The 14,212-nt window shown below is 33.0% G+C and carries 14 protein-coding genes; 7 read left to right on the forward strand and 7 right to left on the reverse strand.

Annotated features, from left to right (window positions below; genetic code table 11):
- Positions 1–3 precede the first annotated feature (3 nt).
- Positions 4–756: a uroporphyrinogen-III synthase gene (locus TD18_RS00640; protein WP_040247900.1), complete on the reverse strand. Its 753-nt coding sequence runs from the start codon at positions 754–756 to the stop codon at positions 4–6.
- Between the two features lie 15 nt (positions 757–771).
- Positions 772–1,425: a DUF4271 domain-containing protein gene (locus TD18_RS00645; RefSeq protein WP_040247126.1), complete on the reverse strand. Its 654-nt coding sequence runs from the start codon at positions 1,423–1,425 to the stop codon at positions 772–774.
- Positions 1,426–1,588: 163 nt separating this feature from the next.
- On the opposite strand from TD18_RS00645, the gene TD18_RS00650 reads away from it, so the two are divergent.
- Genes TD18_RS00650 through TD18_RS00660 form a run of 3 tightly spaced genes read left to right on the forward strand, consistent with a single transcriptional unit; the run spans position 1,589 to position 4,135 of the window.
- Complete coding sequence (locus TD18_RS00650) at positions 1,589–2,314, forward strand: polyprenol monophosphomannose synthase (protein WP_040247128.1); 726 nt, start codon at positions 1,589–1,591, stop codon at positions 2,312–2,314.
- 31 nt (positions 2,315–2,345) lie between these two features.
- Entirely contained in the window at positions 2,346–3,692 is a 1,347-nt protein-coding gene (locus TD18_RS00655; protein ID WP_040247131.1) for a dihydroorotase, read from the forward strand.
- Complete coding sequence (locus TD18_RS00660; RefSeq protein WP_052460981.1) at positions 3,689–4,135, forward strand: DUF4296 domain-containing protein; 447 nt, start codon at positions 3,689–3,691, stop codon at positions 4,133–4,135. The genes TD18_RS00655 and TD18_RS00660 overlap by 4 nt, the downstream gene beginning before the upstream one ends.
- On the opposite strand, the gene TD18_RS00665 is transcribed toward TD18_RS00660, so the two are convergent.
- On the reverse strand, positions 4,132–5,154 hold the full coding sequence (locus TD18_RS00665; protein ID WP_040247133.1) for an NAD-dependent epimerase/dehydratase family protein: 1,023 nt from the start codon (positions 5,152–5,154) through the stop codon (positions 4,132–4,134). The genes TD18_RS00660 and TD18_RS00665 overlap by 4 nt on opposite strands.
- 70 nt (positions 5,155–5,224) lie before the next feature.
- Between TD18_RS00665 and tyrS the strand changes: the two genes are divergently transcribed.
- The gene (gene tyrS / locus TD18_RS00670) at positions 5,225–6,517 is read left to right on the forward strand and encodes a tyrosine--tRNA ligase (protein WP_040247135.1); all 1,293 of its coding nucleotides are present in this window, start codon (positions 5,225–5,227) and stop codon (positions 6,515–6,517) included.
- Between the two features lie 306 nt (positions 6,518–6,823).
- Here tyrS and TD18_RS00675 read toward each other — a convergent pair whose 3' ends face one another.
- The 3 genes from TD18_RS00675 to TD18_RS16915 all read right to left on the reverse strand — a co-directional run bounded on the left by TD18_RS00675 (position 6,824) and on the right by TD18_RS16915 (position 10,429).
- Positions 6,824–7,804 carry a LuxE/PaaK family acyltransferase gene (locus TD18_RS00675; RefSeq protein ID WP_040247138.1) on the reverse strand — a complete coding sequence of 327 codons (981 nt, stop codon included), beginning with the start codon at positions 7,802–7,804 and terminating at the stop codon, positions 6,824–6,826.
- A gap of 75 nt (positions 7,805–7,879) precedes the next feature.
- Entirely contained in the window at positions 7,880–9,973 is a 2,094-nt protein-coding gene (locus TD18_RS00680) for a T9SS type A sorting domain-containing protein (protein WP_040247140.1), read from the reverse strand.
- Positions 9,974–10,093: 120 nt separating this feature from the next.
- Positions 10,094–10,429, reverse strand: coding sequence for a T9SS type A sorting domain-containing protein (locus TD18_RS16915; protein ID WP_241480621.1), 336 nt, complete (start codon positions 10,427–10,429; stop codon positions 10,094–10,096).
- Between the two features lie 227 nt (positions 10,430–10,656).
- Here TD18_RS16915 and TD18_RS00690 point away from each other — a divergent pair, with 227 nt between their 5' ends.
- On the forward strand, positions 10,657–11,340 hold the full coding sequence (locus tag TD18_RS00690; RefSeq protein ID WP_040247145.1) for a response regulator transcription factor: 684 nt from the start codon (positions 10,657–10,659) through the stop codon (positions 11,338–11,340).
- Positions 11,340–12,383, forward strand: coding sequence for a sensor histidine kinase (locus TD18_RS00695; RefSeq protein ID WP_040247147.1), 1,044 nt, complete (start codon positions 11,340–11,342; stop codon positions 12,381–12,383). Before TD18_RS00690 ends, TD18_RS00695 begins: the two co-directional genes overlap by 1 nt.
- Here the strand turns inward: TD18_RS00695 and TD18_RS00700 are convergent.
- Entirely contained in the window at positions 12,357–13,424 is a 1,068-nt protein-coding gene (locus TD18_RS00700; protein ID WP_040247149.1) for a glycosyltransferase, read from the reverse strand. The genes TD18_RS00695 and TD18_RS00700 overlap by 27 nt on opposite strands.
- A 110-nt stretch (positions 13,425–13,534) precedes the next feature.
- On the opposite strand from TD18_RS00700, the gene trmB reads away from it, so the two are divergent.
- Complete coding sequence (gene trmB / locus TD18_RS00705) at positions 13,535–14,209, forward strand: tRNA (guanosine(46)-N7)-methyltransferase TrmB (protein ID WP_040247152.1); 675 nt, start codon at positions 13,535–13,537, stop codon at positions 14,207–14,209.
- Positions 14,210–14,212 lie beyond the last annotated feature (3 nt).

Genomic DNA, 14,212 nt, shown 5'->3' on the forward strand with positions numbered 1-14,212 from the left:
ATTTTACTTCCCTTTATTCATCTTTTCAATATATTTTTCCAGTGCCATAGTCATAGATGGTGTTTCTGGTGTTGGAGCCGCAATATCCACTCGTAATCCATGAGATTCCACTGCTTTTATAGTCGTGTTACCAAAAACTGCGATACGTGTTTCGTTTTGTTTAAACTCTGGGAAGTTATGAAATAACGATTCAATACCAGACGGACTAAAAAACACTAAAATATCGTAGTAAACATTTGCTAAATCTGATAAGTCGCTAATTACAGTTTTGTAAAATGTTGCTTGTTTCCACTTAACCGCTAATCCATCTAAGATTTCAGGAACCTCAGGCTTTAATTTGTCTGTAGTTGGTAATAAAAAACTTTCGTCTTTATACTTTTTAATTAGAGGTGATAAATCCGCAAAAGTACGTTTGCCAACGTAGATTTTACGCTTTCTGTAAACAACATATTTTTGTAGATAATAGGCCACAGCTTCAGATTGACAAAAATATTTCATGGTATCTGGAACTTTAAATCGCATTTCTTCGGCTACTCTGAAGAAATGATCTACAGAATTTCTACTGGTAAGTATAATGGCAGTATAATTTGAAAGATCGATTTTTTGTTGTCTGATATCTTTAGCTTCTACGCCTTCAACGTGAATAAATGGCCTAAAATCTATTTTAACTTTTTGTTTTTCCTGTAGGTCAAAATAAGGCGAGTTTTCTATTTTAGGCTCTGGTTGAGATACTAAAATCGTTTTCACTTTCGTCATATCCATTAAAGTGTTTTAAGCGTTAAAATCTTTAATTATCTTATATAAAATCAGATAGGGTCCAATTTCAAGAGCGCAAAGATACAAAATAAAATAGAATAAATTATTTAATAATAACTTTTGATGATTTTTAAATGAGCTTATAAATCCGAGAAAATTTACGAGTACTATAAGGCCAATACAAACATAAATTACAGAAGTTGTTGGCGTTAAAGTATATATCAACACACAATTGATTGGCAGTAATAAAAAACCAGTATAATTTTTATACGTTGTTTTTTGAAATAAGTAAGAATCTATAAGTGAATCTATGTCGAAAACGCTTCCTATCAAGCGTTCTAAAAGAACTTTTATCAAAAAAAGTACACCAATGCCAAAGATGAGTTTAAAAAACTGAGTGAGATTAAATTCTGATGGATGAACAAGAGACGCGTAAACAATATACGAGAATATAGATACCGAAATAATTAGATTCAGAAACAGTAACGCATCAAAACCATCAATAAATTTTTGGTCTCTCGCATATATTTTTAAGTATTTAGAATTACTAATAACGGTCACAAAATCCTTAAATCTTGAAGTAAATAAATATTTACACAAGGTAATAAAGGTCAAACCTAAAATTAGAAAAACAGTAAACCAATCGTTAGATATAACTTCTCTAAGCATTTGGTAAAATTATAAAGAAATTTTGATGTTGTATCATTTTATATTTCAATACTTTTTACAGAATTATTAAGATTAACATTGTTTATGATTTTTACTGTATAATTATTCGTTTAAAAACTTACTTTTGTCATAGTTGATAAAAAAACAGGACGAGCATATAGTAATGAGAGATGCAATAGTCATTATACCAACCTATAATGAAATAGAAAACATAGAAGCTATTATCAGAGCGGTATTTTCTAATGAAAAACTGTTTGATATTTTGATTGTTGATGATAACTCTCCAGATTTAACAGGTTTAAAAGTAAAACAATTACAAGGCGAGTTTGAAGACCAACTTTTTTTATTATCACGACAAGAAAAGACAGGGTTAGGTTCGGCATACATTGCAGGATTTAAATGGTGTTTGGAAAAACAATATGATTACATTTTTGAAATGGATGCTGATTTTTCACACAATCCTAACGATCTTGAAAAACTTTACAACGCTTGTGCTATTAACGGAGCAGACATGTCGATAGGATCACGATACATCAACAACAACATCAATGTCGTAAATTGGGATATGAAACGTTTGTTGTTATCTTATTTTGCATCCAAATATGTCAGGTTTATCACGAGAATGAAAATTCACGATACTACGGCCGGATTTGTATGTTACAAACGACGTGTTTTAGAAACTATTGATTTAGATAATATAAAGTTTGTTGGTTATGCGTTTCAAATTGAAATGAAATTTAAAGCTTACCTGAAAAAGTTTAAAATAGTAGAAGTTCCAGTTATTTTTACAGATAGAACAAAAGGAAAATCAAAAATGAGTGGGAGTATAATTTCAGAAGCTATTTTTGGTGTCATTAATATGAAACTAAAAAGCGTATTTAACACATAGTGCGATTATTAAAGGTTGATAATTTACATACATGAAAACGAAAACAACACTTATTAAAAATGCCAGAATTGTAAATGAAGGCAAAATTGTAGAGGGTGACATATTAATTGAAGGTGATATTATTAAGGAAGTTTCTGACTCTATAAGTGCAAAATCTGCGGATGTTGTCATTATTGATGTAGAAGGTAACTATGTATTTCCTGGAGCAATAGATGATCAAGTTCATTTTAGAGAGCCTGGTCTTACACACAAAGCAAACATTGAAACAGAATCTAAAGCAGCTATTGCTGGTGGAATTACATCTTTTATTGAGATGCCTAATACGAACCCGCAAACAACTACAGTTGAAGCTTTAGAACATAAATTTGATATTGCTTCTAAAACATCGTATGCCAATTATTCCTTCATGTTTGGAGGTACAAACGATAATCTAGATGAAATTAAAAAAGTCGATCCTAAAACGGTTGCTGGGTTAAAATTGTTTTTAGGGTCTTCAACAGGTAATATGTTAGTTGACGACCCAAACGTGTTAGAAAAAATCTTCAAAAGCACCAATATGGTGATATCAGTACATTGTGAAGATGAAGCTACCATTCGGAAAAATCTTCAAGAGCATATAGATCAATATGGTGACGATATTCCTATAGGCAAGCACCCAATAATCAGAAGTGAAGACGCTTGTTATATATCGTCTTCAAAAGCCATAGAGCTCGCCAAAAAAACGGGAGCGAGATTACATGTGTTTCATTTGTCAACAGGAAAAGAAACCAGTTTATTTTCAAATAAAATTCCGTTAAAAGATAAAAAAATTACGGCCGAAGTCTGTATTCATCATTTGTGGTTTAGTGATGAAGACTACGATAAAAAAGGAACTTTAATCAAATGGAATCCAGCAGTTAAAACAGTAAAAGACAGAGATCAACTTTGGAAAGCGCTTCTAGACGGAAGAATTGACGTCATTGCAACAGATCATGCACCACATACCTTAGAAGAAAAGAAAAATAAATATACCAAAGCCCCTTCTGGCGGACCTTTAGTTCAGCACGCTTTTGTTGCTATGATTGAAATGTTTCATAGAGGAAAAATTTCTTTAGAAAAGATTGCTGAAAAAATGTGTCACAATCCTTCCATTTTATTTGAAGTAGAAAAGCGAGGGTACATAAAACCTGGTTATTTTGCCGATTTAGTGGTTATTGACATTAATAATCCATGGTCTGTAAATAAAGAGAATATTTTATATAAATGTGGCTGGTCGCCTTTTGAAGGTACTACGTTTAAGTCTAGAATAACACATACGTTTGTAAATGGTGTTTTAGCATACAATAATTTTAAAGTTATTGATGTTAAAGCTGGTAAACGATTAACTTTTAACAGATGATAAAACGGGTAGGTATTCTTCTTTTTATATTTGGGCTTTGCTTCGCTTGCAACAAGATAGAGAAACCTGAAAAGCCAGATGATTTAATTGATAAGAATAAGATGGTCGATATACTTTTTGATGTGTTTGTTTTTAATGCAGCAAAAGGAACAGATAAAAGCATACTGGAAGATAACAATGTAACTCCTAATATTTACATTTATAAAAAATATCAAATAGACAGTCTTCAATTTGTAAAGAGCAACGAATTTTACGCTTATGATATAAAAACTTACGAGGAGATGATTAGTAAGGTAGAAGCTAAAATCACGGCAAAGAAAGAACAATTTCAGAAAACAGTTGATTTAGAAGAAGAACGCAGAAAAAAAAGATTGGATTCTATTAAAAAATTAGGAGATTCTATTAGCCCTTTAAATACTCCGAGAATTTTTAAGAAAGATTAAGATCTTGCCATGTCTTTGAGATAGAATTCACAAACTTTAGTGATAGAGTTATCAATAGCTCTAAACTCGATATCAAGGCTGCTTTTAATTTTTGTATTATCATAAAATGTTTTAGTTCTAACCGATTTGGCAAGTTGTTTTGAAAGTTTTCTTCGCTTACCAAACAATATACTCGTTAGCCAATCTAAACGCCAACCGATTTCTAGAATGAGAGGACTAGCTTCTTTTCTTGCTGGTTTAACGTGTAACTGTTGAGCAACTTTTTTCTGAAATTCATTAAATGTTAGGTTTTCAGAAACTAAGATATAACGTTCATTACTAATATCACTATTCATTAGGCTAAACATACTGTCACAAACATCCCAAACATCAACATACCCAGACGAGCCTGATCCATAGTATTTCATTCCTCTATGCACCATTTTAAACAAATTCCCGCTACTACCTCCTTTCCAAAAACCTGGACCTAAAATTATTCCAGGATTGACTATAACAGCTGGAACGCCTTCTTGTGTGCCTCTCCAGACTTCCATTTCAGCACCATACTTTGTAATGGCATACACACTATTATCTTCTTCTGGATTCCATTCGGTTTGTTCTGTGACCAATTGATCAGGATTTGCTTCTTGACCAATAGCTGCTATAGAACTCACATAACACAATTTTTTAATATTATTTGAAATAGAAAGATTCACTATGTTTGCCGTTCCCTCAATATTTATGGTTCTGAGTTGGTGGTATTTATTAGGTTCAAAACTCACGAACGCTGCACAGTGATAAACGTAATCAATGTCTTTAAAAGCCATTTCTAATGCAGGTACGTCATTTAAATTGGCTTCAATCCATTCAATTTTAGCGTAAAGTGCTTTATGATTTTCACTGTAATAGGAGAATACATGTTTCACGCGTTCTAATGTGTGTGGTCTTCTAAAAATTGCTCTAACCTGCTTATTTTCACTAACAAGTTTGTGCAATAAATGAGAACCTACTAATCCTGTGCCTCCTGTTACTAAAATCATTTTGTAAAATTAGTCTTTTTTCTTTTGAGCTATACATCTATCTTTGCGCAATATTAGTAAAACACTTGTTATGTTAAAGAATTTTGTTGAGGAGTTACAATGGAGAGGTATGATTCATGATACGATGCCTGGTGCTGAAGCGCATTTAATGGAAGCAATGCGTTCTGCATATGTCGGATTTGATCCTACTGCAGACTCTTTGCATATTGGGAATCTGGTTCCAATTATGTTATTAGCCCATTATCAGCGTTGTGGACATAAACCTTTTGCTTTGGTTGGAGGTGCAACAGGAATGATAGGTGATCCTTCAGGAAAATCGAGCGAGCGTAATTTGCTGGATGAAAAAACGTTGCGTCATAATCAGGAAGCTATAAAAAAACAATTGGCTCATTTTTTAGATTTTGAAAGTGATGTGCCAAACTCGGCTGTTTTGGTAAATAACTACGATTGGATGAAAGAATTTTCATTTTTAGAATTTATTCGTGATGTCGGGAAACATATTACGGTCAATTATATGATGGCTAAAGATTCGGTGAAAAATAGAATTTCATCTGAATCTACCGATGGTATGTCCTTTACAGAATTCACCTACCAATTGGTTCAAGGCTATGATTTTTTGCATTTATATAAAACCAGTGATTGTACCATTCAAATGGGAGGAAGTGATCAATGGGGAAATATTACAACAGGAACTGAATTGATTCGTCGAATTGCTCAAGGCAAAGGCTTTGCGATTACATGTCCGTTAATTACGAAAAGCGATGGTTCAAAATTTGGAAAATCTGAAGGTGGAAATGTTTGGCTGGATGCAAACAGAACATCACCCTATAAGTTTTACCAGTACTGGTTGAATTCAAGTGATGAAGATGCTGAAAAATATATTAAAATCTTCACCTTTTTAACTGAAAATGAAATCAAACAAATTATTACAGACCATCAAGAAGCGCCTCATCAACGTGGACTTCAAAAGCGTTTAGCTGAAGAGATCACAACCATGGTACATTCTAAATCTGATTTTGAGAATGCAGAAAAAGCATCCAATATTTTGTTTAGTAAAAGTTTCAAAGCTGATATTAAAACCTTAGATGAAAATACCTTTTTAGATGTGTTTGAAGGCGTGCCTCAAGCTGAAATTTCTAAAGCTGAGTTATCAGAATTAGATATGATTGGAGCATTGGCTGCTCAAACAAATTTCTTGGCATCTAATAGCGAAGCTCGTCGCGCCTTAAAAGAAAATGCTGTCGCTGTAAATAAAGAAAAGGTTGCTGAAGATTACCAGTTATCTGAAGACGATCTGATTAATGATAAGTATATTATTCTCAATAAAGGAAAGAAAAACACTTACATTATTAAAGTATCTTAGTTTAATAGTCGTTGTGGTCGAAATATAAATGTATCGTCATTCTAAACTTGTTTCAGAATCATATTACGCAATTAGAAACCCTCATGATGGGACCCTGAAATAAATTCAGGGTGACGTAATCGCAAACTTAGTTTATTATAGAAAAACGCCTCATCATTTGATGAGGCGTTTCACATTAACCAACCAACTATTTTGAAGCTAATCTTCCTTTTTCATAGAACTCTTTAACTATTCCAAAAATCATAGCTTCAATAATTAAGTCGTGTTTAATATGAGAACCTTTCGTTGATGATTTATAAAAGAATGTTAAAGTACCATTAAATTACAACCTCTGATATCACTGGAGTCAAAACGACCAATAATTTCAAAAGAACCATCTAAAGCTATACGACCCAAATCTTGAGTCGCAATAAACGAACATGAATTAATATTGGCTAGGTCTATTACATTAATACCTCCAGTTTTTTCATGAGATTGAAGCGTGAGTGCATCTTCAGGATCACGAGTGAGAACTCGCATCCAGTTTGAGCATTCAAAATTACCATGACCTTTAGAATAGGCTTGACTCAGCAATTCGGTCATGCCATATTCGCTATGAATGTGTAAAACACCAAAACCTTGTTTTAAGATGGCATGTAATTCGGCTCTAACGAGTTCTTTTCTTCGACCTTTCATGCCACCAGTTTCCATAATAATGGTATTATTAAGCTGAAATTGATACTGTTCTACCAAATCTAATAATGCAAATGAAACACCAATGAGCAGTACTTTTTTGCCTTGTGAATCTAAACTTATAAGCTGTTCTTTTAATTCTGAAACGTTATCTAAATAAAAGCCGCTTTCAGGATGTTTAGATTGTTGAATCATATCATTTACCATATAAATCAAAGATGAGCCTTGACGCTCTAAGTAGCTTGGTAATAAGGCTAGAATAACATAATCTTCAATATTTCCGTAGAATTGCTGAAATCCTTTTCTGAAACTTTCTTTATAAACGTTTAAATCGGTTACATAATGTTTACTGGTAATACTTCCTGTAGTGCCACTACTTGAAAAGATCGCTTCAATAGGATCGTTAGAACTCAGTACCTGATGACTTTTAAAAAACTGAATGGGTAAAAACGGAATATCTTCTATTCGCTTAATATCACTTGGATGTTTGTATAATAAATCACAAAAAGAGCGGTACACAGAATTAGTCTCAAATTGAAATTTAAAAATTTCCAATGCCATTGCATTGAAGTCGTCTTCTGAAGAAATTGAAAAAATATCCTGAGTGTTTATCATCACAACAAAAGTAGGTAAAAAGAAAAAGCGTTGCCAACAGACAACGCTTTTAAATAGCTTATAAAGATTAAGTGATTACTTAATGATTAATTTTTTAGTAACTGAAGCATTATTTTGAGTCACCTTCATGATGTAAACTCCTGAATTAAGAGTTGATACATTTAAACGGTTGTTATTTAATGTTTCATTAAGTATTTGTTTTCCTAATACATCGAAAACAGTTACTGAAATCGCTGCGCTGTTAGCACTTGCAATATTTACATAACCTAATGATGTTGGGTTAGGATATACTTTAAAAGAATCAGCTGTAAACTCATTTACAGATAAAGTCGTTGGTGTTACTTCAGCCCATGAAGTACCAATACGCAATTCATCAAATAATACAAATGGCGTTTCTCCAGTTGAATCTTGTCTAATCGCAAATTGATTTAAACTAGTTTGTGGAGATCCATCTGTATCAGTAGCATTAGCAGCAGGAGCACTTCCACCAAATGTAGCATCACTTGGATTAACCCAAGCGTTCATAACTCCAGAAGTGGTATCATAACTCATGACAACTAAAACAGTAGATCCAGTTGTAAGTATTGTTGGATCAAGAGATCCACCAGAAGGAATTGTATTTCCATTAGAGATCCCAATTTGATATTGACCAGCACCACCTTGCGCAGATGGAGGAAGTACAGGAACATACCATAATCTTGCATCAAAACTTCCTAATAAAGCAAAATAACCTGCAGATGTAGCCAAGCTGTTATCTGTTACATTAATTAAAAAAGAAGCATATAAAGTACCACTAGTAACTGCTGTAAATTCAATTGCTGGATCACTTCCACCTCCATCAAAAGTAATATGGTTTCCAGTTTGGTTTGAACCAGCTAGGTTTGTATAAGTTAATCCACCAGGACCACCAATTAATACTTCATCTGTACTATCTGATATATTTGACCAGTTTGAAGCATCGATAAGTTGAGTACCTGCTGTGTAGTTAAATCCTTCATATAAAGGAAGAGCTAAAGAAGGGTCGCAATCAGGACTGTTTATGTTTCTTGTGAAACTACAGCTACTATTAACTGGGTTTCCATCAAATGATACAGTGAAGTCTGTTCCTTCAGTAATACCTGTAATGGTAATTGTTCCATCTGCAACAGTTGTAGGATTATCACCTCCAACTGTTCCAACACCACCTGTGTCGATTGTATAGTTAGTAGTTGCACCACCAGTATATTCTAAAGTTACATTATAAGTGTCAGTTCCAGGAGTAATTGCATCACATGTAGCAGTAATGGTTCCTACTTGCAAGTCACAAGGAAAAGAGATACTAAAGTCAACCATATCTGTATCTAAAACACCTCCATTTACCAATTCAACTGATACCGAAAACGTATCACCATCAGCAGTAGGAGAAATTGTAAACGGACTTGTAACTCCGTTAGTTGTTACAGGTGCACCACCATTAGTCGTAACTGAGATATTTACAGTTGCTCCAGGCGCATTTGCTACTGTCCACTCTACATCAACAGATGCAGTTCCTGAATCAAGTGCTTGTCCGTTGTTAGGAGAAGTGATATTAATTGTTGGATCTGTATTCATTGTTGGTGAGTATGTTCCTATTGGAAAAACAGAACCACAAGAGGCGTTAGTAGTACAGCCATCGGTTGCATCAGCACCACTGAATGTCCAGCTAGCCAGTTGAAAAGTCATTCCATCAGGTCCAGTTCCATCCACTCTGTAAGCCCATCCATCAAGATATTCCCATGGTGTACCATTACCATCTACGTTGATATCACCAAATGTATCAATGACGTTACCGTTTTGAAATAATTCAACAGCATCATCACCATTAATAGCCATTGATCCGTCAGTGTAGTTAGGAGCAAAACCAAAAAAAGCAGTGAAATTAGGCTCCTCTGTTGATATATAAATAAAATCACCAGCTGTAGCTGACTCAGCAGGTAGCGTGAATTCTTCTCCATCTGTTCCTTGACCATTATTAGCACTACCAATTCCATAAACACTTAAATCTGGTATGTTATTTACAACATAAAGCTCAACACCTTTAGGAGTTCCTCCAGTCAGAGGCCCATCGTATGTGCCTGTAATTATCAGGTCTTGTCCAAAAGACAAACTAGTAACCAATATGGCTACCATTAAAAAGTAAAGTTTTTTCATAATTTATATAATTAGATTGATAATAAAAATTGCGGAACAAATATAACAAGAATTAAGGATTTTCACTAATTAATAAAGTGATAAAGTGCTATTTTACAATATGATAATATAGCTTTCTAATTACCTCACTACCAATTTTCTAGTTGCAGATAATTCATTCTCTTTAATTTTTAGAATGTATAGACCTGGAGCTAATTTAGAGATATTAATGGATTTACCTAATACTGAAGTAGAAATTACCTTGTTGCCTAAAACATCGTATATCTCAATGGTTTTAGGTAAATTATGTTTGGAAGTAATAAAGAGTTTATCTGATGTTGTCGGATTTGGAAATATGGATAATTCTTCAATTTCACCAGACAATGTTTTGTTAGAATCCATCAATTGTGCATTGCCCAAAAGTGGTAAACTTATCAAACAAAATACTAAACAAAGAAAGAAGTAGTTTTTCATCATAAACAAAATTATAGTACTGAAATTATTTATAAATTACCAAATTCTATACCAAAAAAATGTTAAACTGAAGAAATCTTTAAATATGTTTACAAAGTTTCATGTTAAGGTTAACTTAATGTTATTAATGAAATGTAGTCTATAAGGTTTTGTTATTAATCCTATCTTTACATTAGATTTTTAAAATCTAATTAACAATAAACCTTTGACATTAAAGGACTCGTTTAATTATGAAAAAAAGAGATATTAAAATTTTATTGGTTGATGATGAACCAGATATTTTAGAGATTGTTGGTTATAATTTATCTGCCGAAGGCTATCAAGTTATTACTGCTGAAAATGGAGTTGAAGCTGTTACCGTTGCTAAAAAGGAAAAACCCCATTTAATTATTTTAGACGTCATGATGCCAGAAATGGACGGGATTGAAGCTTGTGAACAGATTAGGAAAAATCCAGATTTGAGCGATACCATTATTACATTTTTAACCGCTAGAGGTGAAGATTATTCTCAAATGGCTGGCTTTGATGCTGGTGCAGATGATTACATCACAAAGCCAATAAAGCCGAAAGTTTTAGTTAGCAAAGTTAAAGCTTTACTAAGACGACTTAAAGATGAAGATGTCTCAGATAGCATTCTCAAAGTTGGAAATTTAGTCATTAACAGGGAAGAATATAAAATATCTTTAAAAGGCAACGAAATCATTTTACCACGAAAAGAATTCGAATTGTTATCTTTGTTAGCAACAAAGCCTGGAAAGGTATTTAAGCGTGAAGAAATCCTGGATAAGGTTTGGGGAAATGAAGTTGTTGTTGGCGGACGAACAATTGATGTTCATATTAGAAAACTTCGAGAGAAAATAGGAGATAAAAGCTTTAAAACCGTTAAAGGTGTTGGTTATAAGTTTGTAGATTGATGCAAAACAAAATTAAAAAAACGTATAAGTTTGCTTTTAAAACATCCTTGTACATTACTATTTTTTTAACGCTCTTATCGAGTGTTTTTTTGTATGTTTTACATTCTGTTGATGTCATTTATTTATTAGCATTTGCAACATTTACCTATCTTATTTCCTTCATTGTAATTCAGTATAGAGTTGAACGATTTATCTATAGACGTGTTAAGAAAATTTATGATGATTTGACGCTTTTAGAATCTACTACATTACGAAAGCAGCCTATCACAACAGACATGGCAACACTTACCCAGGAAATTGACAAATTTGCTCGCGATAAAAAACTAGAAATTGAAACGTTAAAAGTCAGAGAAGAATACCGTAAGGAGTTTTTAGGAAATGTTTCCCATGAACTTAAAACACCATTATTTACGGTTCAAGGTTATTTGTTAACCTTACTTGATGGTGCTATTGACGATAAAAGAGTGAGTGAAAAATATTTAAACAGAGCCAGTAAAGGTCTTGAGCGACTCATTTATATTGTTAAAGATTTAGACATGATTACCAAGTTAGAGGTTGGTGATCTGAGACTAAATATTAAGACATTTGATATTGTTGAATTGGTAGAAAGTGTTTTTGATTTATTAGAAATGAAAGCTGCCAAAAAGAAAATCACTTTAACTTTTGATATTGATTATAACGCGCCAATAATGGTTTCTGCAGATAAAGAACGTATCCAGCAAGTCCTTACTAATCTCATTGTAAACTCTATAAAATATGGAAGAGAAAAAGGAACCACAGAGGTGAGTATTGAAAATCTTATTAAAAATAAAGTAATTGTTCGGGTTACTGATAACGGTGAAGGTATTTCAAAAGAAAATTTAACCCGACTTTTTGAACGATTTTTTCGAGTAGATAAAAGTGGATCACGTAAAGAAGGAGGTTCAGGTTTGGGATTGTCTATTGTAAAGCATATTATAGAAGCACACGACGAAAGAATTTATGTTGAAAGCGAATTAGGTGTCGGAAGTGAGTTCTCATTTACTCTTGAAAAGGCTGAATAATTTTTTGTAATTATTCACATAGTCTGTTGGTTTTAAGCCACTAAAATGCTCCACATCATCGAGCATTCCTACTTTAAAGTCAGCTTGTTTACAACTTGGTACTTGTCCAAGCTTTGTGAGTCGGTTCGCAATATATTCCTGTTCAAATTGACCAGGCGTTGGAATGAAAAAGGCTTTCTTTTCAAGTTTTGCTAAATCCATTACCGTTGTATATCCAGATCTACATAAAACAATACGACTTTCATTTACAGCTTTTTCAAGCGTATCTGTAGTCATGAAATTATAACTTGTCATTGTTCCAATTACAGATGCTTTTGATTCACTATCAACAATACCTTTAACAAATAAAAGTTGTCCTTTAAAGCGCTTTAGTTCTTTTAAAAGTAAATCCTCTAAGTATGTTCGTTGAGGTTCTGGTCCAGAGAGTAAAACCAATAGGTCGTATTTTAAAGGACAATTTATTTTTTTGAATCGACTCAACGGTCCAATATATTTAACAGGAATTCCAACAACAGATGTATGGCCAAGTGCACCACTTAAATTATCTTCGCCAATATTATCTGGTACCCAACATTCATCAAAGCGTTTTATTATTTTTTGATGCATTTTAGTGCTCAACCAAGTAGTGTTTCCACTCAAAACTTTGAGTTGATGTGTTACAAAAACAGATGGAATATGTTTGCTGTATACACCCAATCTATTATCTGAAATAATACCGTCAATATCATGCTTCTCAACAATTTCTTTGGTTGCTTTTTTTTCAGCTTTTATCGCTCTGACTAGCTTTGGTGAATTCTGAAGCATTTTTAATTTGAAAAATTGTCCCTTTTTGGCGTACGTTATGTTGTAGGAAGGTAATTCAACGGTTTTGAAATCTGGAAATTCCTTTTGTAAGAGTTTTAAAGCTGCTCCATCACTTGCTAATACAGGTTCGAAATTATGAGTAACCAAGACATGAATTAAAGGTATGCATCTGGTTGCATGACCTAAGCCCCAATTTAAGGGTGCGACTAATATTCGTTTTTTTGGTTGGTTTTGCATGTGCTGAAATAATTTCAGGATTCAGTGCTATTCTATTTTTTAATATGGCTCATAAAAACAAAGATAATACTAATATGTTTCCTTAATTTTGCCAAAATATTAAATTAATTGTGGGAAGTAAGAATAAATTAAGACGTTTTAAAGAAAATGAAACCTTTTCGAATGTTATTCAGCCATCACGTGATGAATTGGTTACAGATAACTTTAAATATAAAGGTCATTGGAAATCTAGCTTTTTCAAAAACACAAATCCTTTGGTATTAGAACTAGGATGTGGTAAAGGCGAGTATTCAGTAGCATTAGCAAAAAAATACCCTGAAAAGAATTTCATTGGTATCGATATTAAAGGTGCCCGATTTTGGAGAGGTGCAAAAACAGCAATTGAAAAAGGTATTCCTAATGTTGGATTTTTAAGAACGCAAATAGAATTGGTTGATTTTGCCTTTGCTAAAAATGAAGTTGATGAAATTTGGATTACATTTCCAGATCCTCAAATAAAATATAAGCGAACCAAACACAGAATGACCAATTCGCAATTTTTAAAACGTTATAAAACCATCTTAAAACCTGAAGGTATTGTAAACTTAAAAACGGATAGTGAATTCATGCATGGTTATACTTTAGGTCTTTTACATGGCGAAGGTCATGAAGTGCTTTATGCCAACCACGATGTGTATAAACAAGAGGGCAGTCCAGAAGAAGTGACAAGCATTCAAACCTTTTACGAATCGCAATATTTACAACATAACAAACCAATTACGTATATTAGGTTTAAAATAAAATAGATT

Source organism: Psychroserpens mesophilus, from assembly GCF_000826645.1.
Lineage (GTDB): Bacteria > Bacteroidota > Bacteroidia > Flavobacteriales > Flavobacteriaceae > Psychroserpens > Psychroserpens mesophilus.

What these genes read in the sequence shown, in the direction of transcription:
- TD18_RS00645 (WP_040247126.1), bottom strand. Translation starts at nt 1,425, where the DNA reads ATGCTTAGAGAAGTTATATCTAACGATTGGTTTACTGTTTTTCTAATT.
- TD18_RS00660 (WP_052460981.1), top strand. Translation starts at nt 3,689, where the DNA reads ATGATAAAACGGGTAGGTATTCTTCTTTTTATATTTGGGCTTTGCTTC.
- TD18_RS00695 (WP_040247147.1), top strand. Translation starts at nt 11,340, where the DNA reads ATGCAAAACAAAATTAAAAAAACGTATAAGTTTGCTTTTAAAACATCC.
- TD18_RS00650 (WP_040247128.1), top strand. Translation starts at nt 1,589, where the DNA reads ATGAGAGATGCAATAGTCATTATACCAACCTATAATGAAATAGAAAAC.
- TD18_RS16915 (WP_241480621.1), bottom strand. Translation starts at nt 10,429, where the DNA reads ATGATGAAAAACTACTTCTTTCTTTGTTTAGTATTTTGTTTGATAAGT.
- TD18_RS00680 (WP_040247140.1), bottom strand. Translation starts at nt 9,973, where the DNA reads ATGAAAAAACTTTACTTTTTAATGGTAGCCATATTGGTTACTAGTTTG.
- TD18_RS00700 (WP_040247149.1), bottom strand. Translation starts at nt 13,424, where the DNA reads ATGCAAAACCAACCAAAAAAACGAATATTAGTCGCACCCTTAAATTGG.
- tyrS (WP_040247135.1), top strand. Translation starts at nt 5,225, where the DNA reads ATGTTAAAGAATTTTGTTGAGGAGTTACAATGGAGAGGTATGATTCAT.
- TD18_RS00655 (WP_040247131.1), top strand. Translation starts at nt 2,346, where the DNA reads ATGAAAACGAAAACAACACTTATTAAAAATGCCAGAATTGTAAATGAA.
- TD18_RS00665 (WP_040247133.1), bottom strand. Translation starts at nt 5,154, where the DNA reads ATGATTTTAGTAACAGGAGGCACAGGATTAGTAGGTTCTCATTTATTG.
- TD18_RS00690 (WP_040247145.1), top strand. Translation starts at nt 10,657, where the DNA reads ATGAAAAAAAGAGATATTAAAATTTTATTGGTTGATGATGAACCAGAT.
- TD18_RS00675 (WP_040247138.1), bottom strand. Translation starts at nt 7,804, where the DNA reads ATGATAAACACTCAGGATATTTTTTCAATTTCTTCAGAAGACGACTTC.
- TD18_RS00640 (WP_040247900.1), bottom strand. Translation starts at nt 756, where the DNA reads ATGACGAAAGTGAAAACGATTTTAGTATCTCAACCAGAGCCTAAAATA.